Consider the following 26,847-nt stretch of genomic DNA (forward strand, 5'->3'; position numbering starts at 1 on the left):
ATTATAAACTTGAAAAAAGTATAAACTGCCTTATATAGGCTTACCACGACGGTTGATTACGTTTTAAAATCAAGTGGTACGATAAATCAAGCAAAAAGTATAAAGGGAAAGCAAGAACTTAAGTGATATGGGCTGCTAGTGATAAACATGGCAGCTTGTTTTATACGTTTACTGTGAGCTGTAAAGTAATAAGGTTGACGGATACAGTCTTGGCATTACGTTATCTTCCTAATTTATTAACCATTATCAGGTTGCTGCTGATTTTTCCTATCAGCTACAGCCTGCTTAGTGAACGCTATCAATTAGCGTTACTCTTGTTTATGGTTGCTGCAGCATCTGATGGGCTTGATGGTTTTTTAGCGCGAAGGTTTGGTTGGCATAGCCGTTTTGGTGCGATGATTGATCCGCTGGCAGATAAGCTAATGCTAATGGCGGCTTATATCATGCTCACGATCCTAGGGCATTTTCCATTGTGGTTAACGGCTACCGTTATTATTCGCGATTTGGTGATTGTTTCAGGCGCTGTGAGTTATCACTTTTTAGTGGGGCAATATGAATTCAAGCCTTCACGGATTGGTAAGCTAAGCACATTTTTACAAATTATGCTGGCCCTGCTGACAATATTGCATCTAACATTATTGACAATACCCGCCTATGTTTTCACTGCATTAATATTTTCAGTGGCTGTTGTGACAGTCATGAGTGGGTTTGATTATGTGTGGGTTTGGACCCAAAAATACAGGCAGGAAACAAAGCATAAATCATGATGACTTACACGCAACGTTGGTTTTTGCTCAGTATGTTGGTGCTTATTTGCATACTGATCTATTTGCTGAAACCTATTTTGTCACCTTTTTTGGTAGGAATGATACTTGCCTACTTGGGTGACCCTATTGCTGATCGACTTGAAGTAAAGGGGATGTCTCGTACATTAGCAGTAATAACTGTTTTCATTGTGCTTTCTCTAGTGTTTACAATTCTCTTACTTATTCTTATACCCCTGTTAGCCAGTCAGATTAAAACACTCATACATCAGTTGCCTGTGTGGGCAACTTGGTTGGAAGAGAATGCTTTTCCCTGGGTTTATCAACATTTAGGCGTCGACCCAGAAAGCTTAAAAGTGAATAATGTTACCCGACACATTGTGTCTAAATGGCAAACAGCGGGTAGTCTGCTTACCCCTATTTTAAAGTCAGCCACGGAATCCGGTGTAGCGATCATTACTGCATTAACTAATTTGTTTTTGATTCCTGTCGTGACTTTTTATTTACTGCGCGATTGGGATGTAATGACTGCTAAGGTTGGTACGCTATTACCGCGTAACTTAGAACCCGTAGTCGCTAAACTGGCCCGAGAGTGTGATGAAGTTTTGGGTGCCTTTTTAAAGGGGCAATTAGTGGTTATGCTTTGTTTGGGAATAATTTATGCTGCAGGCCTATGGCTTGTTGGTTTACAATTTGCCATTATTATTGGATTAACCGCAGGGCTGGCTAGTATTGTGCCCTATATGGGCTTTATTGTTGGTATTGGCATAGCACTAGTGGCTGCCGTGTTCCAGTTTGATACCTTGTTGCCTTTTGTTGGGGTTATTATGGTATTTATGGTGGGACAGGCTTTGGAAGGAATGGTACTAACGCCTCTATTGGTGGGTGACAGGATTGGTCTACATCCCGTAGCGGTCATTTTTGCCATTCTTGCTGGTGGTCAGTTATTTGGCTTTGTGGGGGTGCTGCTGGCACTGCCGATTGCTGCAGTTATTATGGTGTTGCTACGACATTTAAAAGAAATTTATACGTTAAGCGCACTGTATCACGCTAATCAGCAACCCATAACCCCTGATGAATGAGTGTTTATGAGTTCGCCAATTCAGCTGCCTCTTGGAATACAGCTTAGAGATGATGCGACATTTGCTAATTATTACAGTGGCCGGAATCAGCCAGTAGTAATGGCATTGTCCCTTGATGCTGCAGAGCTTGGGCAAGCGGAACCTTATGTCTTTATTTATGGCTCGCCAGGTGTTGGTTGTAGCCATTTGTTGCAGGCTGCTTGTCATGAGGCAGACTTACATCAATTGAAGAGTGTTTATTTACCACTTGCGGAGCTTTTGCCTTATGGACCTGGAGTGTTGGATAGCCTGGAAACACTTGATGTAATTTGTATTGATGAGTTACAGGCAGTAGCAGGTAATCGTCCATGGGAAGTAGCATTATTCCATTTATTTAATCGTGTTAAGGACGCAAATCGACGTTTATTGATTGCAGCTTCATCTCCACCTAAAGATACGGGTATCAACCTACCAGATTTACTTTCTCGTCTATCATGGGGAGTTGTCTTCCAAGTTTTGCCTTTAACGGATGAGGAAAAGGTGACAGCACTTCAGCTTCGTGCTCATATGCGTGGTTTAGATATTAGCGATGAAGTGGCACGTTATATTTTATATCGTGCTCCACGGAGTACACAGGCATTGTTTAGTGCGCTTGACCAGTTAGACAAAGCATCCTTGCGTGCCAAGCGCAAATTAACCATTCCCTTTGTTAAACAAGTGATGGATTGGTAATCAAGTTAACTTTTACAGTGGGTGAAAAGTAACGATTTTTTAAACCCTATTTATGATGTGAAAAAGTATTTGTTTAAAGTACATCACTTACTTTTGTTCTGCCCTTTGCTATCTCCTGTGTTTTGGCTTTCCTGATTTTTTGCCGATGTCGCATTTGCCTTCTCTGCTTGCTCAGCATCTTCTTCTGTGTATAACGTTATTTGTGAAGCTGTTAGCGCATAACTGGCTTCGGCAATATCGGTACTGACTTGAGATATCGATAACTTGCCTGTTATCCAGTAAGGCTCATACAGTGCATCAGCCTGGATGACTGCTTTTTTTGAAGTGACATGGATGATTTGGTTGGGCGGTGGTGGTGGAACATGGATACATGCACCTAAAAAGGGTACGAGTAGGAACTCTTTAACGGTACCTTCTTTACTCATATCCAAAGGTACTATATAGCCAGGTATTCGGATATCTTTTTGATTTAAACCCATTACGACAGGTGCAGACAGTTTAACTTCCGTTTGTTTTTGCTCCTTTTCGAGTAATGTTGATGACAGCTTATCAATGGTAGCGACATCTTGTTGTTCAATATACGCTTGGCGTAACTCTTCAGGAATAAGATCCATCCAATCTAACGTTTTAATTTCTGCTGTTGCCGTTAGAGGTAGTAAGAGTAGTAAGTTTATACTTAAACGTTTTAATCGCTTTTTTAACATGAGTTAAACCCTTATCGTCATTCCATCCGCCAGTGAATTTTTATAAGCGCGCCAAGCAGGGATTAACCCCATAATTAAAGCACTGCTAATAATTACCAGGATAAGAAGCCATTCGTAGTGAGTAAGAGGGGTAATGGCTAAGGCAACACCATAATAATTGCTGATGATAGGTTGAGTGATCAGCATAAGTAGATAGAGCAAGCTAACACCTAGTAAACAGCCAATAGTGGCCAGTAGGCCAGCTTCTGTCATCATCAGTGAAAATATATGCACTGGACGAGCCCCTACTGAACGCAGAATAGCCATCTCCCGTCTTCGTTCATTTAACGACATCAAAATTGATGTCAACATGCCAATAAGACCTGTTGCAACAACAAAGGCAGATATAATCAGAAGTGCATGCTCAGCTACGGATAAAAGACTCCATAGCTCGGCTAAGGCAACGCCTGGTAAGACTGCAGTTAATGGTTCATCTTTATATTCGTTGATTTCCCGTTGTAAGCGAAACGTTGCAACTTTACTTTTTAAGCCAACCAGAGCTGCAGTAATGGTTTTTGGTTCTAGGGTTTGCTGCCGAGCCTGATTTGTAGAAACTCGCGGTTTCCCCATCGCAGGTACACCATTTTCCCAACCTAGGTGAATAGCTTCAATTCCAGCCAGTGACACATGAATGGTTTGGTCTACGGGAGTACCCGTTGGTGCCAATATACCTACCACCGTAAAAGGCTTATCAGAGTGTTTCATAAAGCTGGTTTTACCTGCACCATGGGCGAGAACAATGGACTCATCTAAGGAATAACCCAGCTTTTTTGCGACATCAGCACCAATGACGGCATCAAAAATATCAGTAAACACTTTACCCTGTTTAATCTTTAGTGGTTGATGATCACCATATTGATAGTGGGTAAAATAACTTTGATCTGTTCCTAAGACGCGAAACCCTTGATGTGAGTCGCCTAGGGAGAGAGGAATCGTCCACTTGACGAGCGGATGTTGTTGGAGGTGCTGATAACTTTTCCAGTCGATGTTGTTTGTCGCATTACCCATGCGAAATACACTATACAACATCAGTTGTACTGGGCCAGTTCTGGCTCCTATGACTAAATCTGTTCCAGACAGGGTGCTGAGAAAACTGCGTTTGGTTTCTGTGCGAATTTTTTCAACACCTAATAGCAGTGTTACGCTGATGGCTATGGCTAAAACAGTTAATAATGCAGTTATTCTACGGTTGAGTAGACTTTGCCAGGCTAGTTTAAGAGTTGGCATCATTAGCCCACCTCCTTAAGTAGATGGATATTGTCTTGTCCACTAAGGTGATGAGAAGCCGCTTTGTTGATGTCCATTAAAGAGAGGGTATTGTCAAATAAAGTCTCTAAGGTTGGATCATGGCTGACAAAGAGCAGAGTGGCCTGGTGGGCATCACATACCTCGAAAAGTAATGATAGAAAGCTTTTTCGGGCATCGTAATCCAATGCGGATGTAGGCTCATCGGCTATGATTATTTCTGGTCCACCAATCAGTGCGCGTGCTGCGGCTACACGTTGTTGCTGGCCGATACTGAGTTCTGTTACGGGTTTAGACAGCACGTTTTCTGGTAAGCCTAACGTCGCTACCAGTTGCTTTGCTTCAGCCTGAGGGGTTGACTGTTTATCTTTAATACGTTGTTGTCGTTTTTGGGAGAAGCGGCAAGGGAGCGTAATATTATCCAAAACAGATAAGTAGGGCAGCAGATTAAACATTTGGAAAATAAAGCCAATATGTTCACTTCGAAAGTGATCTCGCTGACTATCCGTTAATTGAGTAAGGTCTTGTCCAAGTAGGGTTATTTGTCCCTGTTGAGGTTTTAAAATACCACCAAGTAGTGCCAGCAGAGTGGTTTTACCACAGCCACTGGGTCCTTTTATAAACATCTTATGACGTTTGTTGATGGTTAACTCATCAATATGCAATACAGGTTGGTTTGGTTTCCAAGCAAATTGTAGAGCTTGCAGCTGAATAATCGCATCACTCATCATGGTTTGTTTCCGTTTGCTTAGGCGTAACATCAGCACACCTAAGCATAATCATTTAAATTAAATAGTGCTGTTTACCTGTTCACTGGTTAAGAGGAACACTCTGTTGTTGGCTATTTAGCTGCAATTGGGTTTGACTGTTGCTGGTAATGACTTGTGTTGTTACATGATCTAAACCTGGAAATTGCTTTATCAAACTAATGTTTAATTGGTTGATATCTTTACACGGACCGAACTGATAGTGAGCGTGAATATCACTGTGATGATGCTCTTCCTCGTCATGGTCATCTTTTGATTTGTGGGAATCATGCCCAGGATGGTCACTCTTTGATGACTGTGCTAACGACTCAACTAATTCACCTTCAAAATTAATATGCTTTAGCTTACAGGTGCTGGGTAAGCTAAAGAGTTGGTGAGCGTGTTTAAGCTTACTTAGCGCACTATTAAGTTGTTTAAATTGCTCGTCATTTTCAGGCATATGCTCAAACCCGATCAGGTTCATAGCTGGGGATAGTAGTTCAACCTCTAACGTATTATCTACATAAGCAATATTTAAAGTGGCACTACCATGCTCATGGGCTCCATGTTGACGAACTTCTGCTGTTGCTGGGAGTGTCAGAAAAAACAAGAGTGATGCTGAGGTGATTGCCTTGAAGGATGTTTGCATATTAATGCGCTCCAAATTTTTCGACTTAACCAGTGACTGCCCTGCTTTTTATGAATGATGGGCTGTCTTGGATATAAAGCACGTGTGCACAATAAAAGAGAGCCAAGAGGCTGCTCTTGTCGTTTTTACATCAGTGCCATGAGAAGGCTTGATTTAATAAGTGTGTAAGACAGTACTAAACGACTAACACGTGATCATTGGAGGGGCGCGAATGGCAAAGGCATATAGTGTGGGATGAATTATTTGAGGAGCAAGAGATTGTGTGTTGGTTTGATGTATGAGAGGAGGTTGATGCTTGATAGATTGAACTGGAACACCAGCGGAACTATGAAACTGGCATAAAAAGCACGGACCACTCTCTTCATGGTCAGAGTTGAGATGTATATGGCCCTGCCACGTGGCAATGACATAACATATTGCCAATCCAGCCACGACGAGCACTTTTATTCGCTCGAGAAAATGTTTCATTACATTATCAATATATTACCTGAGGAAGGAAAATCTACCCAGCACTTAAAATGTTATAGTATAACTTTTCATCTGACAATGATGATTATTTATGTCTGTGATCACTTAGCTGTAAACATTAGCGGTTCTGGGTGAAGAATTCATTTAATTGATGGGATGTGGATTGTTACATTGAGCGCTTATGGGTAAGCAGGGCCTTTAGTTGGCCCTGTAAAACCAGCGAATGTATAACATACTGGTAATAAATGCTGTGGCACTGGTTAAAGTTAGAAACCAGTTTTCCCATAGCTCAGGTGTTTGCCATGTGGCGAGTACGCCAGCAGTAAAGTAAACCGTAAGAATAAAGCAAAGCCAGGCGTGGGAACGTGGTTTGCCTTTATAAATGCCAGGAATTAAAAGGCATAAGGGTAATACTTTAACCAAGGTGATAACACTGAGTGATACACCATCAGGTGGACGTAAAAACCAAGTATCTAAAATTAAATAGATCAGTAATGCGATATATAACACCTTAGTAATTAGGCTCATGCTGTGGTGTTTTACTGTTGTAGAGCATGAACTATTCATGTTAACGAAGCCAGTAAGGGCAAAACATTTTCAGGAGGGCGTCCAATAGCAGCTTGGTCTTTAGCCACAACAATGGGGCGTTCTAATAATCTGGGATGTTCATTGATGGCCGTTAGGATAGCTTCATCGCTAAGGCTTGGGTCTGCCAGATTTAACTGTTTATATTCTTCTTCTTTTGTTCGTAAGATTTCTCTAGGCTGAATACCTAGTTTTTTAAGGATGTCATGTAATTCTACCAGCGATGGTGGTGTTTTTAAGTATTCTACTATTTTGGGTGTATAACCCTGCTCTTCAATAAGTGCCAAGGTTGCGCGTGACTTGGAGCAGCGGGGGTTGTGATAAATTACAAGTTCACTCATGTGATGCCCTATTAAGGAAATAAAGGTTCTTTTTTTGGCTTGGATAGAGTTTACCTTGACCATAAGAAAGGGGAAAGGTAAGTGGTATTATTAAGAAATATGCATCGTGAGAAGTAAATATATTACACTGTAATATCCCCATCACTTACGGGTATATGAAATTGCTGGAGCTATTGCATGGAATTGATGATGGTATTGCGCAAGCTTGCCGTATTTGCACGTTATATTGGTCAACGTTTTGTCCAAGATGGCTGTTTACAAAGTGCTGCGGCATTGACGTATACAACACTTTTTGCCGTTGTGCCATTAATGACGGTAACTTACAGCATGCTTGCTGCAATTCCAACATTTCAGGGGGTAGGTGATCAAATTCAAAGCTTTATATTTAGTAACTTTGTGCCATCAGCTGGTGCGACAGTTCAGTCATATTTAGCTGATTTTTCCTCTCAAGCAAGAAAGTTAACATTTGTTGGGGTGGCTTTCCTGATTGTTACGGCATTGTTGATGTTAAAAACTATAGAAGAAGTCTTAAATAAAATTTGGCGAGTTGAGCAAGGGCGAAAAGGGCTTGCAAGCTTTTTATTATACTGGGCTATTTTGAGCTTGGGGCCATTATTACTTGGTTGTGGATTTGCGCTGACTTCTTACATTACATCTGTTGAGCTTATTATGGATGCGACGGATTTAATTATTGGTCGTCAGTGGCTTTTACAATTAGTCCCACCCTTACTTACTGCAGCAGCGTTTTGTTTGATTTATATTGCTGTACCTAATCGCCCCGTCCGTTTTAAGCATGCTTTATTAGGTGGACTTTTAGCGGCCACCTTATTTGAGTTAGCCAAAAAAGGCTTTGCATTATTTGTTTCTTTATCTCCTAGCTATGAGTTAGTTTATGGGGCGTTTGCTGCAGTACCTTTGTTTTTATTATGGATTTACCTTTCCTGGAATATTATTTTATTGGGTGCTGAGTTAGTACGAGCATTAAATTTTTGGCATGATTTGCAAACGCGTGAACCTTTACCAACATCCCTTGCGGTCATTGTTGTTGCTGAAGTGTTTCGTGAACGCTTTCAGCAGGGATTAACCACAAGCTATCAACATATGCACCAAGCAAACTGGCCAGTAAGCCAAGAACAGTGGGAGCTATGTACTAAGTGGTTACAGGAGCAAGGTATTATAACAAAAGATGGTAGTGGCGAACTTATCCTTGGGCATGACTTAGCGTTAGTCAATTGCTGGACATTTTGTCGGTCTATTCCCTGGCAGTTACCTGATAAGGAAACACTTAACCGCATTCAGCAACAGTCATGGCCTGAGTGGTTGGTGTATTTAGTGGCTCGTATTGCCCACATTCACCACTATGCAGAACAGCAATTGCCAATATCATTGACTCAGCTGTTTGATTACCAGCAAGGGGATCAGCTAGGAATCGAGGATACTTGCCATAATGCTGATTTATACCCCTCAAGCAACATAAGCTTTAAAGGAAAAACGGTCAACACATGATGTATGCTGCAATAGATCATCAGCTTGAATATCGTATTCCTTGCCTTGCTGAGGTACCTCAAGCTGTAGTCCTTTACCTGGAATATATACGCCAGCACTCACCAGCACACTATGCTGCTGACGACCATTGACTTTATTGGTGACAAGTAAGCCATCTGTTGTACGATGTGCTTTACTTTCACTGAGTGTTTTGAGCGTAATGGGCCGGACTAAGCCACGAATATACTCCACACCCACAAGGCTTTCTTGGGCTTCAGAGTCTTGTTGTTGCCAGCGAATTATACCCAAGATCCAGCGGGGGTGAGATTGTTTGTCGCTGCGCATGGCGATAACTTGACCATTATGGAAGTCAGAATAATTAACATGGGTTAACTTAAGGCAAAAACCATTCTCGCTTTCGTTGACCATCCGGCCTGTTGTGCGGTGTAACTGACTATCCTGTAAAACTTCTTTTTGCTTTTCTGGTGATAACAACTGATGAATAGTATCTACACCCCAAACAATCGCTGTAAATGAGTTACAGGGAATGCGCAAGCCCAGGCGGTGACGGCTTTGACGCCAGACCTCCTTTATATTGCACAATAATTCGATGACCTGCTGTGTTTTGGTTGCGGTAGGAATACCTATTTCAGCGGGGCGATGGCCTCCTGCTAAGGTACTTACATGTTGATCGAGTAGGGCAACGAGCTTTTCAGGAAATAAATAGCGAATTGGGTCTTCACTACGTTGAGAATGACTAAAGGCATTATGGGGTCGTTGTTCACTATTAAGGTTTATCGAAAAGTATTGTGAGGGATCAGATTGTTCAGGACTATCTGTTAGCCTGGCATAGTTTGCATGTTTGCCCAAATAAGAGTATAGGAACCAGGCTTCACCAGGGGCTAAATGATAGGGGTTAGCCATTTCAACCAGCATAATTTGCTTGTACAGTTCTTCAACATTTTCACCTGCTATGGGTTGAAACTGTCGTTTGACTACAATTCTGTGAAATTTATGATCCTCTGCAAATTTAAATAAGTGATTAACTTCTTTCCAAAGATAAAGTCCAGGCTGAGTGAATGTATCATAATGCTGCATCAGACATTGGCAGAGATAGAACATCGCCATATAAACGATATCAGGCATAGGCTTATGGTTCATGTCATCTCTGGTTAATGCTTCTTGCAAAATTATTTTGTAGCCAAAAGCCATCTCTTCCTTTAATTCAGACAACTTGTGCTGCTCAGTAGGCGTAATTTGTTGTATATATTGTTGGCTTTTGGAATGGTAATAGTCATTAATATTGCGAAATGTGTTATCAAAACACTGCATAATACCTAAGCGAGCAGAGTCACTAAACTTTGTTCGGTTTATTAAAGAGAGTAATGCACAGGTTTGCCGCAAGGCTGCAGGCATGTTGGCCAGAGGCAGCTCTTTTAACTCTTGTTTAATGGCCTTAGGGGAGCAATTGATTATTGCGCTGCGGGTAATTTGCTGTCTTGGTATATACAATTCTAGGCTGCTCATTGGCATAAGCTCTCCTTACTGCTATCGCATGCAAAGGATATACGCGTTATTATCCACTTCGATTCAGTAAGTAATTAATCAATGCACTTATAATTCTCCATTCAATAACTAGTGACAGCCTTATGACGATTCTACATTTCAGAGTAGTTCTGCTTCTGCTATTTTGTCTAAGTCTAATTGGTTGTAATCGCCCTGATTTTTATGACAGTCAAGGGAAACCACTTGATATCGCAGAGTATCAGGGTCAGTGGTTACTGATTAACTATTGGGCTATATGGTGTACACCCTGCATTAAAGAAATTCCTGAGCTTAATAAGATAGACGCTCAAGCAAATGTGAGTGTACTTGGCATTAACTTTGACAATGTAGGAAACCTTACCGAGTTGCAGCAGCAAGTTGCTCAATTAAATATTAAGTTTCCTGTGTTTAAGCAAGATCCAACCGCACAGCTGAGTTGGACAAGACCTGAAGTGTTGCCTACAACACTGTTGATTAACCCAAAAGGAAAAGTGGTGAAAAAATTAGTTGGCCCACAAACTTTGGAGTCAATAACACAGGCAATAGCCGTGGCTCAAAAGAGTAGTTGAAGAGATATGCGCACTGCTTGCTAAGTGTTTGCCAAAGAGTTCTTCTTTAATATAAGGATTTAATCGCTTCGAATATAATGGAGTTTTTATGTCACAAATTTGTAAAAAAGCGTGGGTGACAGGGCGAGTTCAGGGAGTGTGGTTTAGAGGATCAACTCAGCTCAAGGCTGTTCAATTAGGTATTACAGGGTATGCGTATAACTTGCCTGATGGACGAGTAGAGGTAGTAATGTGTGGTGATAGCCATGTGCTGCAAAAGCTTGAAGAATGGTTATCCAAGGGACCACCTATGGCGGATGTACAGCATGTCGAGGTAAAAGAAATACCTTGGGATAATTATCAAGAATTTGACGTGCGTTAAGCGCTGATCGAATTAGAGAAAATAATAGAGTGATTATTGAGGATACCAATACTTATACATGGCCAGCATGACTTTGCGGGGGTACCAGGTTTTTCCAAGGCTGCCATTATATCGGGCTAAAGCACGAACTAGATCGCCTTTTTCTTTTTTAATATAGTGACTTAAAATGGTACAGCCGTAGCGTAAATTGGTGGCTAAATCAATTAGGTTATCTTGAGGGCGACCTATTTCATTTTTCCAAAAAGGCATAACTTGCATTATACCTTGAGCGCCTACGGACGAAACAGCAAAGCGATTAAATAAGCTTTCTACATGAATAACAGAGAGAACGAGTTCTGGTTTTAAGCCAGCCCGGGTTGCTTCTTGGTGGACCATCTTTAACATGGCCAGTCGCTTATCTGGGGCTTTGACAAAGCGAGAAAGTCTGGAATTCATATCCACAAGCCATACTTCGGCATCATATTTATCATAAAAGCTGGAAGCGTTACTGACTGTTTCTTTGAGTAATGAGCGAATCTCTGGGTCCGCAGGCTGCTGTCGCCCAGCAAAACTTGATTGAATAAACAAGCAAAAAAAGCAAATAGCTAGACGCAAGACGTTTTTTAAGTCTAATTGAAACATTGCATAATCTTTAACTTGATCTGATTTAACGTGTGGTTGCTGCATAAGAATCAGATTATTACTAATGGGCCATCCTGCCAGGTTTAATATATGTACCTTACCTGTTGCATTGACTTTTAGAAAAGCAAAATCTCGTTAAGTAGCACGAGTAAGTGATGAAGTGCTTAAGTGAAGTGCCACACAGGGCACTTCATAGTGAATGCGACAGATAAACTATTTGATTAAAGAGTAATTTTTTCTTTGAAAAAATCTACTATTTCAGAGACTGGAACTGTTGTGGAGTTTTCAGCTGAGCGGTGTTTATATTCAATAACGTCTTCAGCTAATCCTCGTTCACCAATCACCAAACGGTGTGGAATGCCAATCAATTCCATTTCTGCAAACTTAACACCTGGACTGGTTTTACGGTCACGATCATCAAGTAAAACATCAAAGCCTGCTTCAGTAAGTTGTTGATAGACTTGCTCTGTTATTGTTTTAACTTGCTCTGATTTATCCATTTTTAGTGGAACGATACCAATTTGAAAAGGAGCAATGGCATCAGGCCAGATAATGCCATGTTCATCATTTTTTTGTTCAATAGCTGCGGCCGCGATGCGTGATACACCAATGCCATAGCAACCCATCAGCATAGTGACAGACTTGCCTTTTTCATCTAGAACGGTTGCATTCAGCGCTTTACTGTATTTAGAGCCCAGCTGGAAAATATGCCCAACCTCGATACCGCGTTTGATTACCAGCTCTCCCTGACCACATGGGCTTGGATCGCCTTCGACCACATTACGAATATCTGCAACCGTAGTATATTGGCAATCCCGCTGCCAGTTGGCGCCTGTGTAATGGTAGCCATCTTCGTTGGCACCACAGATAAAATCTGCTAAATGCGCTGCAGAATGATCCACAACAATAGGCGTAGATAAGCCAACAGGCCCTATAGAACCTGGCTGACAGTTGAGTTGTGCTTGTATTTCTGCATCTGAGGCAAAGGTCAGGGGTGTAGCTACAGAATGAATACTTTCTGCTTTGATCTCATTAAGCTGGTGGTCGCCTCGGATGATAAGTGCCACAAGTGTGGTATTACCTTGCTCATCAGGTTGACCATGTACAACAAGTGTTTTAAGTGTTTGTTTAGGCTCAACGCTGAAAAAGGAGGCAATATCTGCGATTGTATGCTGGTTAGGTGTTGCTACTTTAGAGAGTTCAGCACTGGGAGCTGGACATTCTGTAGTATCTGGCAAGGCCACAGCTTTCTCAACATTAGCGGCGTACTGGCTGCTATTACTAAAAGCGATTGCATCTTCTCCAGACTCAGCCAAAACATGAAACTCATGTGATGTACTACCTCCAATGCTGCCACTATCAGCAACAACAGGTCGATAATTGAGACCTAAACGGTCAAAAATATTGCAGTAAGCAGTATGCATACGCTCATAGGTTTGCTGCATGCTGTCTTCATCCAAATGAAATGAATACGCATCTTTCATGACAAACTCACGAGCGCGCATAATCCCAAAACGAGGGCGAATTTCGTCACGGAATTTCGTTTGAATCTGGTAAAAATTTAAAGGTAATTGCTTGTAACTACTTAGCTCGTTACGGGCGATATCTGTAATGACTTCTTCATGGGTAGGCCCTACACAGAAGTCACGTTGATGGCGGTCTTTAATACGCAGTAGTTCAGGCCCATATTGCTCCCAGCGTTCTGACTCTTGCCATAGTTCTGCAGGTTGAATAGCGGGCATTAACAGCTCGATGCCACCCGCATTATCCATTTCTTCGCGAACAATACGTTCTATTTTACGTAAGGTGCGTAATCCTAACGGTAACCATGTATACAACCCTGAAGCCAGTTTTCGTATCATTCCTGCACGCAGCATCAGTTGATGGCTGATAACTACGGCATCAGTAGGCGTTTCCTTTAAGGTGGGAATAAAGAATTCAGTTGTGCGCATAGTTGGCTACCAGTTGTGTTCCAAAAACCGGGTATTTTACGGTGCATTGCTGCGGATTGCTATGATCACGTATTATCAATATCAGTGAATAGTATATTTTTACGGGATTGGTCAGAGGATAGCGTAAGATGGAAGCAATGAAAGGTTTTACTCTTGCTAAACAGTTACAACGAGACACAGTAAAACTGGGGGATTTTTCATTATCATCGCTGTTATTAATGAATGATAAACGATACCCGTGGTTTATTTTAGTACCTCGTGTTCCTGGTATCGAAGAGGTTTACCAGCTTTCAGCCGATGAGCAGCAAAAGTTGTGGTGGGAAGTTAGCTATATTAGTGAAAAACTTAAGGATATTTTTGCAGCAGACAAAATGAACATTGCTATGCTGGGTAACAAGGTGCGCCAGCTACATATTCACATTATTGCTCGGCAGCAGTCGGATGATGCCTGGCCTGAGCCTGTGTGGGGTAAACTGCCTCCTATCGCTTATGCGCCTGAGGCCGTGGAAGCGCTCAAGGAGCGTTTACATACGGTGTTTACTACGTATTTAACTTACGCTGCAGAGCGTTAAAGGAAGTTCGATGGATCAGATGCTTGTTGATTTACAGACACAAATGGCTTTTCAAGAAGATTTGTTGCAGGCTTTAAATAAAGTGGTTGCAGAACAGCAGAAGTCAATTGATGTATTACAACGAGAAGTGGATTACCTTAAGGATCAGTTACAAACATTGCCTGAGTTAATTCAAGCATCACAGCAGGCTGAGAAGCCTCCACACTATTAATCCATACCCTTTGCTGTGACTACAACATTAGTTGGGTTGTTAATTCCAAAAGGTGTTATGAGTTAAGTAGGAAAGTAAAACGCTATCTGCATAACAGCTCCTTAAGCTGTGCAGATAGCGATCTCACCATTAACAAAGTAGAAACACTAACGTTATTCAGTTCATCTTTTTTATTGTTTATCTAATTTATTTTTCGGGTTTATCTGGGGTGTATCACTGATTACTCACCTTATTGGTCGTTGTTATTTTGAGATGGCGGTGATGTATCTTCGTCATATTCTAGGTGAAACATATCAGGTGGAATACTCACAACATCCTCTGCCTGCAGACCTTTATCACGAGCAGTGACAAGAAACTCAACCTGTTGGCCTTCTGCTAATGTACGGTGTCCTTGGCCTCGTATTGCCTTAAAGTGAACAAACACATCATCACCGCGAGCACGAGAAATAAATCCAAATCCTTTACTAACATTAAACCATTTAACAGTACCTGTTTCTCGTGCTGCAGTATCCCAAACAATGTTGGCATGCAGTCGAAAGTTATACCAGTGAGCACAGGCTGAAAATACGACCCCAAATAACATCAGCCAGATTATATGAAGAGTTTGAAAAATAGAGGACGCTGTAAGTGTGGCAATTATACTGCCTAACAGGCTGATAAGTAGCAGAACTGAGCCAAGCAGTTGAAGCCACCATAGGCGTTGTGATAGTGGTAAGCTGAATAAGCTACCAACCAGCAGGTTAATGAGTGAAAGACTTAGCATATTCAAGGCTTCTGTTGAGGGAAGGGACATATGTGCCTCAGGGAAAAAAATAGGCACACTCACTAGCGTTAATAAAAAGGCTAATAGCCCAAGATAACAATGTACGATACGGAGTAATTTGGCTAATTTCATATTGTTTAAATTTAGTTTTAGTGATGATTAAAAAAAGTTAAGTAATGGCTTATTCATTGAGTAAAGTGGATTAACCAGAAAAGCGATTGAAAGCCATCAACAGTACATAAAGCAAGCGTTATATTTACACTGCTGCCATAAGTGAAAGCACTATGCTTTACTTCCTAAGTGTAGTCTAAGACATTGAATTTGTAGGAAGATTCTCAGCTTACCTATAAAACCATTCAGGCTAAATCTGTTGTTTATGTAAAAAACAAAAGAAAATGCTGTTTTTCAGCATAAAATGCGTGCGTCCTGGAAAGACTTGTATTATAGTTTCCTGCTAAGATGGTAAGCTTTTTAGGCTACAATCTAAGAGATTTTGTGTGCGCTAAGTACTTTTGCGTATACAGGTTTTTTACCAAATTGTATTGGGTAACAAATTAGCTCAATCGTTTGGTTTTGCTTACTTCCCAAGTACACTGCACTTTCAGTCGTACTTAACGACAGTCGTTATCTATACCCATTGTTAAGACAAAGCGAACTTTATAGATTATTTTGTTTCAAACAATAGTTGATTTCTTATCAAGGATAACTGACTGAAATCTTAAGTGTTTCCATTGCCATACTCTTTATTTGGGATGAAACTCATTAAGAGAGTGTTAAGCCTGGGAGCATGGTTCGTTTAGTTAAAATATGTTTTAGTGTTGGAGTTAAATAGCAATGGCACAAGCAAAACGCAAAGCACCTGCTGCTATTAAAGAAAAATACAATAAAACTCAGTTACTGAATGAGTTGGCTGAGACTACTGGTTTAGCCAAAAAAGATGTACAGAATGTGTTGGATGAGCTTGCAAACGTAATTGAGCGACATGTCAAAAAGCGTGCTTGCGGTGAGTTTACACTGCCTGGACTCCTTAAAATTACTACTAAGAAAAAGCCTGCTGTTAAAGCACGTAAAGGGGTGAATCCTTTTACAGGTGAAGAAATGATGTTTAAAGCTAAGCCTGCTTCAATGCAAGTAAAAGTACGAGCATTGAAAAAACTGAAAGATATGGCTGAAAGCTAACCTGTATTTAAGGTGCTGACCGGCACCTTATTGATAGTGGGTACTGAGATGCATCAGTTAGCTGGTGCATTTTTTCTGTCTAATAAAGGACTTAGCATAATTTCATTTTAAGCATTAAAAAAGTAGTCATCATATTAATGGTAAGGTGTAATTAACAATAATACGAAATTCATCAAGCGCACCACCATTACCCATTCCTCGGTGCGAGCGATAGGTGGCATGCCGAACTCGAATGTCCATGCCTTTTAGCTGTCCACTGGGCACTTTATACCTTAGCTCAAGATCTCGTTCCCATTCGGTATACTCTTCATTTGTACTGCTATCAAAGGTCTTTGCATCATTGGCATAGCCATAACGAATGAGTCCTGTTAGACCGGGAAAGCCAATTCCTGAAAAGTCATAATCAAAACGAGTTTGCCAAGAGGTTTCATCTTCAAAGTTAAAGTCAGAGTATTGGATACTGTTGAACCACCAGGGATCACCTTCAGCAAAATAATCAAAACCACTATCGCCTGTCAGGTTTTGAGATATGACTGTAAACTTTGAGTAATCACCTAGTCTAAAGGCTAAACTAAAGCTAAATAAATCATTATCAATGCCTACTGAACCAGGATTATCATCATTAAAATTCCCAGTGTCTTTTTGTCTTTCCCATAGGCCTGCCAAATCTATTTTTAGCCAATCATTCAATGGGAAGCTATAGCTTGCTTCCAAATGATAGGCATTATAAGCATCCTTAGCGGTTAGTGCCTGAGCCGCTAAATAAAGACCACTTTCGTAGGTATAATCCATACTCAAAGTGTATGCGTGTTCAATTTTATCTCGGCTAATGGCAAATCCGTATTCATAATGGATATCATCAAAACCACTATCGTCTTTATCTTTTGCTTCGTATATACCCAGTAAATTTATGTTAAAGCGGTCAACTGGCTGGCTATGAATATGAACTGCAGAGAAAGCAGACGGTTGTGTACGACTATCTGAGTTCATCGCCAGTGGGGTTTCAAATGTTTGGCGACCCGCTTTAACTGTTGTATTCCAGAAATTCTCCAGATTAAATTTGATGAGTGCTACGCCTAATGATGAGTAGCTTACTTGATCTCCATCCTCTTGTGTAATTGTTAAATTATTTTTTCCTGTCCCTTTGCCACCATCTAATTTAAGGGTATTCCAAATAGAAAGATCACCGCCAATCAGTTTATGCCAGTATGGAGACTGATAGTCAAAAAGAAATGATTGGGTCCAGGCTTTGCGCTTACCATCTCTATTGCCTGCTCTTGCATCGCCATTTTCATGACGATAATCCCGGTTGAAATAGTAATTTCTGAGTGTTAAATCAAATTTAGGTGCAGCGTTGTTTGCAAGGGTTGTGTTACTGAAAATGCTTAACGTGGTAAAAATCGAAGTGTAAAGTATCAGCGTTGATGAAGCATTTTTTAATGAGGCTTGTGATAGCTGCATAAACAGCTCCTTATGTTTATCAATGTATTTTCCCTTTTATAAACTCAATAACATCCTTCGCTATGAATATAATGAGGAGCAAGGTTATTGTTTGCAGATCTCTATGAAATATAAATTAAAAAATTATTTACAATACATAAATATACGTTACTTGTTGTAAACTCATAAAAAGGATAGGGTGCATACGTAAGGTGATTGGCACAATTTAGCTTTAATGATTCTTTTAATATTTGAATTATTTTTCTATGAGTCCCTCTTTCTTAGGCTTTTTTACTAAATAAAAGGTATATTTAGTAGTTTGGTTTATTATAAAGGTCTCTCTCGGTTTAAAAAAAACGCTGCAGATGCAGCGTTTTAAGGGGATATACTATTTATTAAGTGGTATTAAAATAGGGCTATATCATATCTGATTTTGATACGGTTAGTGTCCTCGTCTCCACCTACAGGGTTATCCACACGGAAGTGTTGCCACTCAACAGATAAGTCTTTCATGGGACCACTTTGTACTGTGTAAGTAATATAATGTCCCCATTCATGAGCATTATCATCACTTGATGTCGCATTAGCTCCAGCGGCAAGCGAAGCATCATCTATATCGGTACCATAAACATAATATGTATTTGCAACTAGGCCGGGATAACCAATGTTGGCAAAGTCGTAACCAATATCTACAATCCAGGCACGCTCATCTTCACGGTTGTAGCCTTGCCATTGGTCAAGCGTTGAATTGTAAACACCATCCTGTTGGTAGTTAGCATGCCACTCTCCATCCCAGTTACCGTCTGAGGTTTTGTTATAACCCAGTCTCACATAGAAATCATTAACAGTAACTGTGCCAGACAGGTTCCAGTAGGTGCTTTCAAACCCTTGGGTCGCATAACCATTACCATCTTCTTCTGCATCAGCCCAGCGGCCATCTACTAGCAGGGTGATTCCGCTACCCAAATCAAAGGTATAATCAAATTTGAGGAACTGTTTCTCAAGGTAATCTTCAGAGTTACCCCACTCAGCATAAAGGCCAAGTCCATTATCAAACTTATAGGCAGCACCAAAGATATAGAGGTGGTCGATTTCATCACCCATGGCATCTTGAAAACCTTCAGCAAAAAAGCTGTTATTACGTGAGTGTATTTGAGTCCAGCGAGCACCATATACTTTCAGGCTCTCAATATTGCCTTCAATGTAGGTACCATAGGAAGTGGCTTCTAAAATACGTGAGCCAGATGGGCAATATAACTCAGTACAGGTACGCTGTAGGCCAAATCTTATATTGGCATTCATTTTATCATCGCCAAATTTAGCTTTTAAATTAGCGATATTGGTGCCAGCAATGTCGTTAGCATCTGCTGTGCTGCTACCATCTTGAGGTAAGTTTGTGACACTATAGCCAGTACGATTTGCAGGGTTATCGAGTTTAACTGCAGTACCCGCGCCATAATCAAAGCCTATCATGTCCCATAAGTAGCCTGATGAATAGCTAAACTGTAAGCCATGCACCCATTCTTTACGGTCAAAGGCATTACCGTTTACGCCATTTTCATTGAAGTAGTAATTCCTTATACCCAAAGTAGCGCTACTGTCGTCTATAAAACCAGTGGCTTGAGAAGTTGTTGGAACAAGAGCACTTGCGGCAAGAATTGCTGCACTTAGTGAGGTTAGTTTAAATGTTCTCATTTGTGACCTACTCCTAGTCATATTGTGTTTATTGTGTGTGATTTAGCGTTAAGTCCTGAATCACTGGTTAAGTGTAGGGGGTATTACGGAAACCAAAGCCAAAGCTGCCTTAGTGCCACAGACTAAGAATAGCCATGTGAACTCCTTACACGTATTACTTGGTGTAATGTCACTGAAACGCAGAAGAGGCCCCGATAAAGCCGTGGAAAAGTTTTTTTCATACACAAGTCCATGTGTGTTTTTTTTGTTCCATTACCTTTCCTAGTATGGATCTTCCATGAGATTTTGCTAACAAATATAGACGGGATTTATTACAAGAATAAAAAAACGCCGCAGATGCGGCGTTTTTTTAGCAAGAAAAGTATGAACTTTTCGGGAGATTAGAAAATAGCTAAGTCGTACTGAAGGTGTACCAGCGTATCGTCTTCATCACCACCTGTTGGGTTGTCACCACGAGCGTGCTCAACGTAGACAGAGAAGTCTTTCATAGGACCTGTTTGAACAGTGTACTTAGCCCATTGAGTCCACTCATGTGCTTGGTCATCATTGGTTAGGGGATTCTGCTTGCTTGCAGCTAATGAATTTTTATCAATATTTGAGCTATGGGCATAGCGAGTACCTGCTTCAAGACCAGGTAAACCAATGTTATCAAATTTGTAATTCACACCTACAACCCAGGCGCGCTCGTCTTTGCGATTATAACCTTGCCATAAGTCAAGAGAGGAGTTAAAGGCACCAGCTTGGTCAACTTCACCATCCCACTGGCCAGCCCAATCACCATCTTTAGTGACGTTATAGCCAACCCAAACATCCAAGTCTTGGATAGATAGGGTGGCAGTTAAATTGTAGTACTTGCTCTCATAGTCGTTGTCTTCACCATTGTAGTTATCGCCATGGTCTTTAGCATGAGCATAGCGAGCATCCAATAACAGAGAAGTTTCATTGCCTAGATCAATAGTGTAGTCAGCTTTAGTAAAGTACTTTTTCAGGTACTCATCAGCTTCACCATACTCTGCATATAAGCCTAAACCATTATCAAACTTGTAAGCAGCACCAACAAGTTTTACAGAGTCAATAGTGTTGTCACCATCTTTAAAGTCTTTGGCGAAGTAGCTTTGGCTACGAGAGTGCATTTGAGTCCAACGAGCACCGTATACTTTCAGGTTTTGTACATTACCTTCCAGGTAAGTACCATAAGCAGAAGCTGGAAGTATACGAGAACCTGAAGGGCAGAATAGCTCTGTACAGGTTCTTTGCAGACCAAATTTCATATTGGCATTAAGGTTTTCATCACCAAACTTGGCTTTTAAATAAGCTTGGTTAGTACCTGCAATATCATTTACATCAGATCTGTTTCCATCCTGTGGTAGGTTGGTTGCGTCCCAGCCAGTTTCATTTGCAGGTTGGTCCAATTTAAAAGCGGCACCCGCTGAGTAGTCAAAGCCGATAATGTCCATAAAGTAGCCAGACTGATAGTCAAGCTGGAAGCCTTGTACCCACTCTTTACGGTCAAACTCATGACCATTAACACCGCTTTCGTTACGGTACTGGTTACGAATGCTCAATGTAGCAGAGCTATCGTCAATAAATCCTTCAGCTTGCGCTGTTACTGCGGTTGCAGAGGCGGCAGCAAAAACAGCTGCGCTCAATGCAGAAAGTTTAAACATCTTCATTGTGTGACCTACTCCTAAGGTGTTGTGTGTTATGAGTCGATTCGGCATACCTATTTGACTCACTGCACTGTCAACATATGACAGATCTTACCTAATCAGCTCAAAGTTAGAACTGACGCATTGTTGTGTTTTTAATAAAAAACAACAATGAATGCAACGACATTTTCATGTGCTGTTTCTAAAAGCTGTAATCTGTTTTATTCTCCATCTGTTTACCTAATCGTTATGGTTAAATTATGCTCAGGAGAATATAAGCAGGGGGCAGAAGCAGAAAAAGCCGGTAAGCAATGTGCTTTAGGAGAAAAACATAAGGAGTTAGATGATTGGGCTAGCAACTTACACTGCATAAGCTAAGTTCTACTTCTCTATTTTACTTAGTTACGTTTTTATTGACTTCTATTACTGCTCTTAAGATTGCTAGTGTGTGTATTAAGTACAGTTAAATTAGTATTTTTTAAATTACATTTATTTGGTATCAGGTTTGGCCTATTATGTCTAGAACATAACGTTTTTACAAGAATGTAATGGTTATTTATTACGAAATTCTGTCATTAATTTTACTAAATTTAAAGCTTTTACCATAGCCCTAAGCAGTAAGCTGTTGTTGTATAACCTTTAAACCACCACTTTTTATATATTTGCTATTTTTTGTTGTTTTGATGTTAAGTCCAGTTTGAATCGTTAATGTAAAAGAGTGTGACTATCATTTCTATTTTTTACATTGGTTTTTTTCTTGACAAGTATCAGGCACTTATCATGTATATTAGTTTTATTAAATATTTTGATTGAACAGGTTAGAGAAAAAGTGTTGCTTGATGTTTAGCTTTACTTTTACGTGCAAATTCTAGCAAGGGTGTTTCTGCAGAGTGCGAGTGCTTGCTAAGTATCAATAAGCATTAAGGCTGTGCTGAAAAGGCTGACCTTTTTTAGCAAGGTGCGCTATAATGCTCGGCTTTGTCTGAACTAGATAGAACACGGTTAGTTGACTGTTGTAGTCGAGGTGAAAAGTCAATGCCAATCTATGAATATGAGTGTGGCCAATGCCAACATGCTTTGGAAGTTATCCAGAAGGTAAGTGATGAACCATTGGTTACTTGCCCTCAGTGTAATACTGATGCCCTTCGTAAGAGATTAAGTGCGCCTGCTTTTCGATTAAAAGGTGGGGGCTGGTACGAGACTGATTTCAAAACAGGTAAGAAAAAGAATCTGGCTGAGAGCGATAGTAAAGCATCTGCCAGTAAGAGTAATGAATCAAACGCCAGCAATAAGAATGCCTCTTCTGGCTCAGCGAAAGCACCTGCAAAAGCATCCACAACCAGTAGCTAATCGTCTGATTATCGAATGTCAATTTAGTAAAACAGGGTACAACTATTATGCGCAGCCATTATTGCGGCGACTTAAGAGCATCTCACATTGGAGAGGAAGTAAAACTGTGCGGTTGGGTTCATCGGAGACGAGATCATGGTGGTGTGATCTTTCTAGATGTGCGTGATCGTGAGGGTATCGCTCAGGTCGTGTTTGATCCAGATGAGCAAGCTGCTTTCCAGTTAGCTGACAAAGTACGTAGTGAATATGTGATCTCAATTGTGGGTAAGGTAAGAGCGCGCCCAGAAGGTTCAAATAACCCTGAGATGGCTACTGGCGAAATAGAGGTACTTGGTAAACAAATTGAAATCCTCAATCAGGCAGAAACGCCTCCTTTTCCTTTAGATGAGTACTCTGCAGTAGGTGAAGACGTTCGTCTTAAATACCGCTTTCTCGATTTACGTCGACCAGAAATGCAAAATAAGCTGCGTTTCCGCTCCAAAGTAACTTCGATTATTCGAAGCTTTTTGGATGAAAATGGATTTTTGGATATTGAAACACCAATTTTAACCCGAGCTACACCTGAAGGTGCGCGAGATTATTTGGTGCCAAGTCGGGTTCATCCTGGGAGTTTCTATGCGCTTCCTCAGTCTCCCCAGCTGTTTAAACAGCTGTTAATGGTGTCTGGATTTGACCGTTATTTCCAAATTGCTAAGTGTTTTCGTGATGAAGACTTGCGTGCAGATCGTCAGCCAGAGTTTACTCAAATTGACATTGAGACTTCTTTTATGGATGAAGAAGGCATTATGTCAATGACTGAAAAAATGGTTCGTCAGTTGTTTAGCAATCTGCTGGAAATTGATTTGGGTGACTTCCCTCGAATGACTTACGCTGAAGCTATGGAGCGTTTTGGTTCTGACCGTCCCGATTTACGTATTCCATTAGAGCTGACCAGCATTGATGATTTAATGCAAAGTGTTGAGTTTAAGGTGTTTAATGGTCCTGCCAATGATCCAAAAGGGCGTGTAGTCGCGTTGAAAGTACCTGGTGGTGCTTCACTGTCTCGTAAGCAAATAGATGATTATGGTAAGTATGTCAGTATCTATGGTGCAAAGGGCTTAGCCTGGATTAAGGTAAATGCTGTTAATGAAGGGGTTAGTGGTTTACAGTCTCCTATTGTAAAACACATTCCTGAAGAAACTGTTCAGGTGTTGATGAAACGCCTGGATGCAAAAGATGGAGATATCATTTTCTTTGGTGCAGATAAGACTAAAGTGGTTAATGAGTCTATTGGTGCACTTCGAGTCAAACTGGGTGAAGATTTAAATCTTATCGAGCGGCCTTGGGCGCCATTATGGGTAGTAGATTTCCCCATGTTTGAAGATAATGGTAAAGGTGGCTGGACCGCACTGCATCACCCGTTTACTTCTCCCGCATGTTCTCCTGATGAGCTAAAAACTAATCCAGAAGCTGCACTTTCTAGAGCCTATGACATGGTATTGAATGGTACTGAACTGGGTGGTGGTTCAATTCGTATTCATGATCAGCAGATGCAGGAAGCGGTCTTTGAAGTACTTGGATTGGGCGAAGAAGAGCTAAAAGATAAGTTTGGCTTCCTATTGGATGCCTTGAAATATGGCTGTCCTCCTCATGGTGGATTAGCGTTTGGCTTGGATCGTTTGGTCATGTTAATGACAGAGACTTCTTCAATTAGAGAAGTGATTGCGTTTCCAAAAACTCAAACAGCATCATGTGTAATGACACAGGCACCAAGTGAGGTGGATACACAGCAGTTGCATGAACTGAATATCCGTATTCGCAAACATATTTAGTAACCCATTAGAATCTGCGTAAAAACTGTGACTCAGCAATTGCTGAGTCACAGTTTTTAAAGCAAAAAGTATTTCAGGAGTGTCCTCTTTTTTCTTTCAGGCTTGCTTGTTATTGAGCTAAATCCAAGTGATGAATTCCAAAAGATGACAGTCTTGCTGTAAACGATTTAGGAGAAAGAGTTATGGCTGGTCATAGTAAATGGGCCAATATTAAACACCGTAAAGCAGCACAAGATGCGAAACGAGGTAAAATTTTCACGAAATTAATTCGTGAGTTAGTTGTTTCGGCTAAACAGGGTGGTTCTATACCCGAAGATAACCCAAGATTACGTGCCGCCGTTGATAAAGCCTTAAGCAATAATATGACACGTGACACGATTGATCGTGCAATTGCTCGAGGTGCAGGTACTAATGACAATGATAATGTTGAGGAATTAACGTACGAAGGTTATGGACCTGCAGGTGTTGCAGTTTATGTTGAGGTTATGACTGATAACCGTAATAGAACGGTGGCAGAAGTCCGTCATGCTTTTTCAAAACATGGCGGCAATTTAGGTACTGATGGCTCTGTTGCCTACCTGTTTGCCAAAAAAGGACAAATTTGTTTTTCGCCAGATATTGATGAAGATTCTGTCATGGAGGCTGCCCTTGAGGCTGGAGCCGAAGATATTATTAGTAATGATGATGGATCTGTTGATGTTGTTACCGAGCCTGCTGATTTTTCTGAAGTAAAAGCAGCACTGGTTGAAGCAGGATTAGAACCTGTTAATGCTGAAGTTACAATGATTCCATCAACGACTGTTGCCTTAACAGATGAAGATGGTGACAAGGTTCTTAAGCTGATTGATCGCTTAGAAGATTTGGATGATGTGCAAAATGTTTATTCTAATGCAGATTTTCCAGACTCACTGCTTGAGTCCTTGTAAAAGGCTGTTTCTCTTAAATCTGTTTTAGTTACTTACATTTAATGCACCTTAGTACCTTTAAATGTAAGCTGACTATTTTATAAGTGAGTAGTAAAGCAGAGGCTTTGACCTCTGCTTTTTTCGTTACCTTGTCCTATATTCCTGCTTCTGTATTTTTTTGTTGCCAACCCTGACCACAGTTTCTACCACGCTTTTTACCACGATGGCCTTTTTCCATCATTGCTTGTTGGCGCTGTTCATGATGAGCTTTAAACTTTTCGATCTGTTCAGGTGTTAGCACACTTTCAAGCTGATTTAAGGTGCCTTGATAAACCTGGTCCATTTCTGTTTGAATTTGATCACGGTATTTTTCATGTACTGCTTTGCGCTGTTGGTGCTGAGCTTTCATGATGCTTTGAAATGATTGCTTCTGCTCAGCGGTTAACCCAAGCTCTTGAGCTGCACGCTCTCCTGGGTCGGGTCGCCCTTCATTCTGCTCACCCCAAGCAAGTCCACCTAACGCTAGAGGTAGTACCAGAGCGATAACTTTTAGCTTCAGATTTTTCTTCATGTCGATCACCTCATAATCTGTTGTTTGGTGTATGAGATGTAAGATACAAACTAATTAAGGAAGAAATGTGGATGAAAAAAGGAAGTTGATATGTCTTTTATATACGTGCTTTTGGAAAATTATGTGTTATGAGGATATGTTAACTTCATACTTGTAACCAGCACCATACACTGAATGAATTATTTCCTGATTATCATTTATCATCGCTAGTTTTTTTCGAATTTTTTTGATATGGCTGTCAATGGTGCGTTCACTTACAATCCGGTGGTCTTGATAGATCTTATCCATGAGTTGGCTACGACTAAATATATGGTGAGGGTTATCAACAAGAATCGCTAATAGTTGGAATTCAATTGTTGTCAGTGGTACATATTCTCCAATATATGTAGCGCGGAGTTGGTGTTTATCTAAATGAAGCAACTCATTTTCAGTAAAGGTAGGCTCATTTGTTCGACGGAGCACAGCTTTAACTCTTGCAACAACTTCTCGTGGGCTAAATGGCTTACAAATATAGTCATCTGCTCCTAGCTCCAACCCTAATAAACGATCTATTTCATCAATGCGTGCCGTGACCATGATGAGTGGCGTATTGGTAAATGTACGTATTTGTTTACATATTTCAATGCCATCCATGCCCGGGAGCATCAAATCCAGCAAAATAAGTTGTGGTTGGTGTGTTTTTACCCACGAAACTGCATATGTGCCCTCATTAAGAATATATGGACTAAAGCCTGCGTGTTTTATGTAGTCAGCCATAAGCTGAGCAAGCTTTGCTTCATCTTCAACAATCAGTATTTGTTTTTCCATAGTGATACATTATTAATGAAAGTTTGC

The 26,847-nt window shown here is 40.7% G+C and carries 28 protein-coding genes; 12 read left to right on the forward strand and 16 right to left on the reverse strand.

The genetic code is table 11. From position 1 onward, the window contains the following. Positions 1–194 precede the first annotated feature (194 nt). Genes KCG35_RS04280 through hda form a run of 3 tightly spaced genes read left to right on the forward strand, consistent with a single transcriptional unit; the run spans position 195 to position 2,557 of the window. Positions 195–767, forward strand: coding sequence for a CDP-alcohol phosphatidyltransferase family protein (locus KCG35_RS04280; protein ID WP_215818436.1), 573 nt, complete (start codon positions 195–197; stop codon positions 765–767). After that, a complete protein-coding gene (locus KCG35_RS04285) occupies positions 764–1,846 on the forward strand; it encodes an AI-2E family transporter (protein WP_230408999.1) in 1,083 nt (360 codons plus the stop codon). The genes KCG35_RS04280 and KCG35_RS04285 overlap by 4 nt, the downstream gene beginning before the upstream one ends. 6 nt (positions 1,847–1,852) lie before the next feature. Next, positions 1,853–2,557: a DnaA regulatory inactivator Hda gene (gene hda / locus KCG35_RS04290; protein ID WP_215818437.1), complete on the forward strand. Its 705-nt coding sequence runs from the start codon at positions 1,853–1,855 to the stop codon at positions 2,555–2,557. Between the two features lie 83 nt (positions 2,558–2,640). On the opposite strand, the gene KCG35_RS04295 is transcribed toward hda, so the two are convergent. The 7 genes from KCG35_RS04295 to arsC form a co-directional block, all read right to left on the reverse strand. Beyond that, positions 2,641–3,261: a DUF3299 domain-containing protein gene (locus KCG35_RS04295; RefSeq protein WP_215818438.1), complete on the reverse strand. Its 621-nt coding sequence runs from the start codon at positions 3,259–3,261 to the stop codon at positions 2,641–2,643. Between the two features lie 3 nt (positions 3,262–3,264). Then, positions 3,265–4,530, reverse strand: a complete 1,266-nt coding sequence (locus tag KCG35_RS04300) for an ABC transporter permease (RefSeq protein ID WP_215818439.1) — start codon at positions 4,528–4,530, stop codon at positions 3,265–3,267. Further along, complete coding sequence (locus tag KCG35_RS04305; protein ID WP_230409000.1) at positions 4,530–5,306, reverse strand: ABC transporter ATP-binding protein; 777 nt, start codon at positions 5,304–5,306, stop codon at positions 4,530–4,532. Before KCG35_RS04305 ends, KCG35_RS04300 begins: the two co-directional genes overlap by 1 nt. 49 nt (positions 5,307–5,355) lie before the next feature. Next, positions 5,356–5,940 carry a ZrgA family zinc uptake protein gene (locus tag KCG35_RS04310; RefSeq protein ID WP_215818440.1) on the reverse strand — a complete coding sequence of 195 codons (585 nt, stop codon included), beginning with the start codon at positions 5,938–5,940 and terminating at the stop codon, positions 5,356–5,358. Positions 5,941–6,123: 183 nt separating this feature from the next. Continuing rightward, the gene (locus KCG35_RS04315; protein ID WP_215818441.1) at positions 6,124–6,408 is read right to left on the reverse strand and encodes a hypothetical protein; all 285 of its coding nucleotides are present in this window, start codon (positions 6,406–6,408) and stop codon (positions 6,124–6,126) included. Positions 6,409–6,606: 198 nt separating this feature from the next. After that, entirely contained in the window at positions 6,607–6,975 is a 369-nt protein-coding gene (locus tag KCG35_RS04320; protein WP_215818442.1) for a DUF2069 domain-containing protein, read from the reverse strand. Next, a complete protein-coding gene (gene arsC / locus KCG35_RS04325; RefSeq protein ID WP_215818443.1) occupies positions 6,972–7,334 on the reverse strand; it encodes an arsenate reductase (glutaredoxin) in 363 nt (120 codons plus the stop codon). Before arsC ends, KCG35_RS04320 begins: the two co-directional genes overlap by 4 nt. A gap of 177 nt (positions 7,335–7,511) precedes the next feature. Here arsC and KCG35_RS04330 point away from each other — a divergent pair, with 177 nt between their 5' ends. Next, on the forward strand, positions 7,512–8,840 hold the full coding sequence (locus KCG35_RS04330; RefSeq protein WP_230409001.1) for a YihY family inner membrane protein: 1,329 nt from the start codon (positions 7,512–7,514) through the stop codon (positions 8,838–8,840). Here KCG35_RS04330 and KCG35_RS04335 read toward each other — a convergent pair. After that, positions 8,799–10,346, reverse strand: a complete 1,548-nt coding sequence (locus tag KCG35_RS04335; protein ID WP_215818444.1) for a cyclic-di-GMP receptor FimW-related protein — start codon at positions 10,344–10,346, stop codon at positions 8,799–8,801. The two genes, KCG35_RS04330 and KCG35_RS04335, sit on opposite strands and share 42 nt — an antisense overlap. A 122-nt stretch (positions 10,347–10,468) precedes the next feature. Between KCG35_RS04335 and KCG35_RS04340 the strand changes: the two genes are divergently transcribed. Beyond that, positions 10,469–10,933, forward strand: a complete 465-nt coding sequence (locus tag KCG35_RS04340) for a TlpA family protein disulfide reductase (RefSeq protein ID WP_215818445.1) — start codon at positions 10,469–10,471, stop codon at positions 10,931–10,933. A gap of 88 nt (positions 10,934–11,021) precedes the next feature. Then, positions 11,022–11,294, forward strand: coding sequence for an acylphosphatase (locus KCG35_RS04345; protein ID WP_215818446.1), 273 nt, complete (start codon positions 11,022–11,024; stop codon positions 11,292–11,294). A 33-nt stretch (positions 11,295–11,327) separates the two neighbouring features. Here KCG35_RS04345 and KCG35_RS04350 read toward each other — a convergent pair whose 3' ends face one another. Both KCG35_RS04350 and KCG35_RS04355 read right to left on the reverse strand, forming a co-directional pair. Next, positions 11,328–11,960 (reverse strand): lytic transglycosylase domain-containing protein, encoded by a 633-nt coding sequence (locus tag KCG35_RS04350; RefSeq protein ID WP_230409002.1) that lies wholly within the window; start codon positions 11,958–11,960, stop codon positions 11,328–11,330. 176 nt (positions 11,961–12,136) lie between these two features. Then, complete coding sequence (locus KCG35_RS04355) at positions 12,137–13,867, reverse strand: proline--tRNA ligase (protein ID WP_215818447.1); 1,731 nt, start codon at positions 13,865–13,867, stop codon at positions 12,137–12,139. Between the two features lie 128 nt (positions 13,868–13,995). Here KCG35_RS04355 and KCG35_RS04360 point away from each other — a divergent pair, with 128 nt between their 5' ends. Both KCG35_RS04360 and KCG35_RS04365 read left to right on the forward strand, forming a co-directional pair. Continuing rightward, positions 13,996–14,439 carry an HIT domain-containing protein gene (locus tag KCG35_RS04360; protein WP_215818448.1) on the forward strand — a complete coding sequence of 148 codons (444 nt, stop codon included), beginning with the start codon at positions 13,996–13,998 and terminating at the stop codon, positions 14,437–14,439. 10 nt (positions 14,440–14,449) lie between these two features. Beyond that, a complete protein-coding gene (locus KCG35_RS04365; RefSeq protein WP_215818449.1) occupies positions 14,450–14,650 on the forward strand; it encodes a SlyX family protein in 201 nt (66 codons plus the stop codon). A gap of 229 nt (positions 14,651–14,879) precedes the next feature. Here the strand turns inward: KCG35_RS04365 and KCG35_RS27225 are convergent, their stop codons facing one another. Then, on the reverse strand, positions 14,880–15,545 hold the full coding sequence (locus tag KCG35_RS27225; RefSeq protein WP_444972203.1) for a cold-shock protein: 666 nt from the start codon (positions 15,543–15,545) through the stop codon (positions 14,880–14,882). Positions 15,546–16,247: 702 nt separating this feature from the next. Here KCG35_RS27225 and KCG35_RS04375 point away from each other — a divergent pair. Further along, on the forward strand, positions 16,248–16,592 hold the full coding sequence (locus KCG35_RS04375; protein WP_215818450.1) for an HU family DNA-binding protein: 345 nt from the start codon (positions 16,248–16,250) through the stop codon (positions 16,590–16,592). A 129-nt stretch (positions 16,593–16,721) separates the two neighbouring features. On the opposite strand, the gene KCG35_RS04380 is transcribed toward KCG35_RS04375, so the two are convergent. From KCG35_RS04380 to KCG35_RS04390, 3 genes are all read right to left on the reverse strand, one after another. Next, positions 16,722–18,053 (reverse strand): OprD family outer membrane porin, encoded by a 1,332-nt coding sequence (locus tag KCG35_RS04380; RefSeq protein ID WP_215818451.1) that lies wholly within the window; start codon positions 18,051–18,053, stop codon positions 16,722–16,724. A 384-nt stretch (positions 18,054–18,437) separates the two neighbouring features. Further along, on the reverse strand, positions 18,438–19,727 hold the full coding sequence (locus tag KCG35_RS04385) for an OprD family outer membrane porin (protein WP_215818452.1): 1,290 nt from the start codon (positions 19,725–19,727) through the stop codon (positions 18,438–18,440). Positions 19,728–20,107: 380 nt separating this feature from the next. After that, positions 20,108–21,400, reverse strand: coding sequence for an OprD family outer membrane porin (locus tag KCG35_RS04390; RefSeq protein ID WP_215818453.1), 1,293 nt, complete (start codon positions 21,398–21,400; stop codon positions 20,108–20,110). 1,011 nt (positions 21,401–22,411) lie between these two features. Here KCG35_RS04390 and KCG35_RS04395 point away from each other — a divergent pair. From KCG35_RS04395 to KCG35_RS04405, 3 genes are all read left to right on the forward strand, one after another. Further along, positions 22,412–22,726, forward strand: a complete 315-nt coding sequence (locus tag KCG35_RS04395) for an FmdB family zinc ribbon protein (RefSeq protein ID WP_215818454.1) — start codon at positions 22,412–22,414, stop codon at positions 22,724–22,726. 47 nt (positions 22,727–22,773) lie between these two features. Then, positions 22,774–24,537, forward strand: coding sequence for an aspartate--tRNA ligase (aspS, locus tag KCG35_RS04400; RefSeq protein WP_215818455.1), 1,764 nt, complete (start codon positions 22,774–22,776; stop codon positions 24,535–24,537). A gap of 182 nt (positions 24,538–24,719) precedes the next feature. After that, on the forward strand, positions 24,720–25,463 hold the full coding sequence (locus KCG35_RS04405) for a YebC/PmpR family DNA-binding transcriptional regulator (RefSeq protein WP_215818456.1): 744 nt from the start codon (positions 24,720–24,722) through the stop codon (positions 25,461–25,463). Between the two features lie 133 nt (positions 25,464–25,596). On the opposite strand, the gene KCG35_RS04410 is transcribed toward KCG35_RS04405, so the two are convergent. Continuing rightward, positions 25,597–26,013, reverse strand: a complete 417-nt coding sequence (locus tag KCG35_RS04410; protein ID WP_215818457.1) for a Spy/CpxP family protein refolding chaperone — start codon at positions 26,011–26,013, stop codon at positions 25,597–25,599. Positions 26,014–26,139: 126 nt separating this feature from the next. Further along, positions 26,140–26,820: a response regulator gene (locus tag KCG35_RS04415; protein ID WP_215818458.1), complete on the reverse strand. Its 681-nt coding sequence runs from the start codon at positions 26,818–26,820 to the stop codon at positions 26,140–26,142. Positions 26,821–26,847 lie beyond the last annotated feature (27 nt).

This window comes from Zooshikella harenae (genome assembly GCF_018837975.1).
Classification (GTDB): Bacteria; Pseudomonadota; Gammaproteobacteria; order Pseudomonadales; family Zooshikellaceae; genus Zooshikella; species Zooshikella harenae.

Excerpts from the sequence above, each read along its gene's own strand:
- KCG35_RS04395 (WP_215818454.1), top strand. The coding sequence starts at position 22,412 with ATGCCAATCTATGAATATGAGTGTGGCCAATGCCAACATGCTTTGGAA.
- KCG35_RS04365 (WP_215818449.1), top strand. The coding sequence starts at position 14,450 with ATGGATCAGATGCTTGTTGATTTACAGACACAAATGGCTTTTCAAGAA.
- KCG35_RS27225 (WP_444972203.1), bottom strand. The coding sequence starts at position 15,545 with ATGAAATTAGCCAAATTACTCCGTATCGTACATTGTTATCTTGGGCTA.
- aspS (WP_215818455.1), top strand. The coding sequence starts at position 22,774 with ATGCGCAGCCATTATTGCGGCGACTTAAGAGCATCTCACATTGGAGAG.
- KCG35_RS04380 (WP_215818451.1), bottom strand. The coding sequence starts at position 18,053 with ATGCAGCTATCACAAGCCTCATTAAAAAATGCTTCATCAACGCTGATA.
- KCG35_RS04375 (WP_215818450.1), top strand. The coding sequence starts at position 16,248 with ATGGCACAAGCAAAACGCAAAGCACCTGCTGCTATTAAAGAAAAATAC.
- KCG35_RS04345 (WP_215818446.1), top strand. The coding sequence starts at position 11,022 with ATGTCACAAATTTGTAAAAAAGCGTGGGTGACAGGGCGAGTTCAGGGA.
- KCG35_RS04300 (WP_215818439.1), bottom strand. The coding sequence starts at position 4,530 with ATGATGCCAACTCTTAAACTAGCCTGGCAAAGTCTACTCAACCGTAGA.
- KCG35_RS04355 (WP_215818447.1), bottom strand. The coding sequence starts at position 13,867 with ATGCGCACAACTGAATTCTTTATTCCCACCTTAAAGGAAACGCCTACT.
- KCG35_RS04415 (WP_215818458.1), bottom strand. The coding sequence starts at position 26,820 with ATGGAAAAACAAATACTGATTGTTGAAGATGAAGCAAAGCTTGCTCAG.
- KCG35_RS04315 (WP_215818441.1), bottom strand. The coding sequence starts at position 6,408 with ATGAAACATTTTCTCGAGCGAATAAAAGTGCTCGTCGTGGCTGGATTG.
- KCG35_RS04295 (WP_215818438.1), bottom strand. The coding sequence starts at position 3,261 with ATGTTAAAAAAGCGATTAAAACGTTTAAGTATAAACTTACTACTCTTA.
- KCG35_RS04340 (WP_215818445.1), top strand. The coding sequence starts at position 10,469 with ATGACGATTCTACATTTCAGAGTAGTTCTGCTTCTGCTATTTTGTCTA.
- hda (WP_215818437.1), top strand. The coding sequence starts at position 1,853 with ATGAGTTCGCCAATTCAGCTGCCTCTTGGAATACAGCTTAGAGATGAT.
- KCG35_RS04350 (WP_230409002.1), bottom strand. The coding sequence starts at position 11,960 with ATGCAGCAACCACACGTTAAATCAGATCAAGTTAAAGATTATGCAATG.
- KCG35_RS04335 (WP_215818444.1), bottom strand. The coding sequence starts at position 10,346 with ATGAGCAGCCTAGAATTGTATATACCAAGACAGCAAATTACCCGCAGC.
- KCG35_RS04305 (WP_230409000.1), bottom strand. The coding sequence starts at position 5,306 with ATGTTACGCCTAAGCAAACGGAAACAAACCATGATGAGTGATGCGATT.
- KCG35_RS04405 (WP_215818456.1), top strand. The coding sequence starts at position 24,720 with ATGGCTGGTCATAGTAAATGGGCCAATATTAAACACCGTAAAGCAGCA.
- KCG35_RS04330 (WP_230409001.1), top strand. The coding sequence starts at position 7,512 with ATGGAATTGATGATGGTATTGCGCAAGCTTGCCGTATTTGCACGTTAT.
- KCG35_RS04385 (WP_215818452.1), bottom strand. The coding sequence starts at position 19,727 with ATGAGAACATTTAAACTAACCTCACTAAGTGCAGCAATTCTTGCCGCA.
- KCG35_RS04390 (WP_215818453.1), bottom strand. The coding sequence starts at position 21,400 with ATGAAGATGTTTAAACTTTCTGCATTGAGCGCAGCTGTTTTTGCTGCC.
- KCG35_RS04360 (WP_215818448.1), top strand. The coding sequence starts at position 13,996 with ATGGAAGCAATGAAAGGTTTTACTCTTGCTAAACAGTTACAACGAGAC.
- KCG35_RS04310 (WP_215818440.1), bottom strand. The coding sequence starts at position 5,940 with ATGCAAACATCCTTCAAGGCAATCACCTCAGCATCACTCTTGTTTTTT.
- arsC (WP_215818443.1), bottom strand. The coding sequence starts at position 7,334 with ATGAGTGAACTTGTAATTTATCACAACCCCCGCTGCTCCAAGTCACGC.
- KCG35_RS04410 (WP_215818457.1), bottom strand. The coding sequence starts at position 26,013 with ATGAAGAAAAATCTGAAGCTAAAAGTTATCGCTCTGGTACTACCTCTA.
- KCG35_RS04285 (WP_230408999.1), top strand. The coding sequence starts at position 764 with ATGATGACTTACACGCAACGTTGGTTTTTGCTCAGTATGTTGGTGCTT.
- KCG35_RS04320 (WP_215818442.1), bottom strand. The coding sequence starts at position 6,975 with ATGAATAGTTCATGCTCTACAACAGTAAAACACCACAGCATGAGCCTA.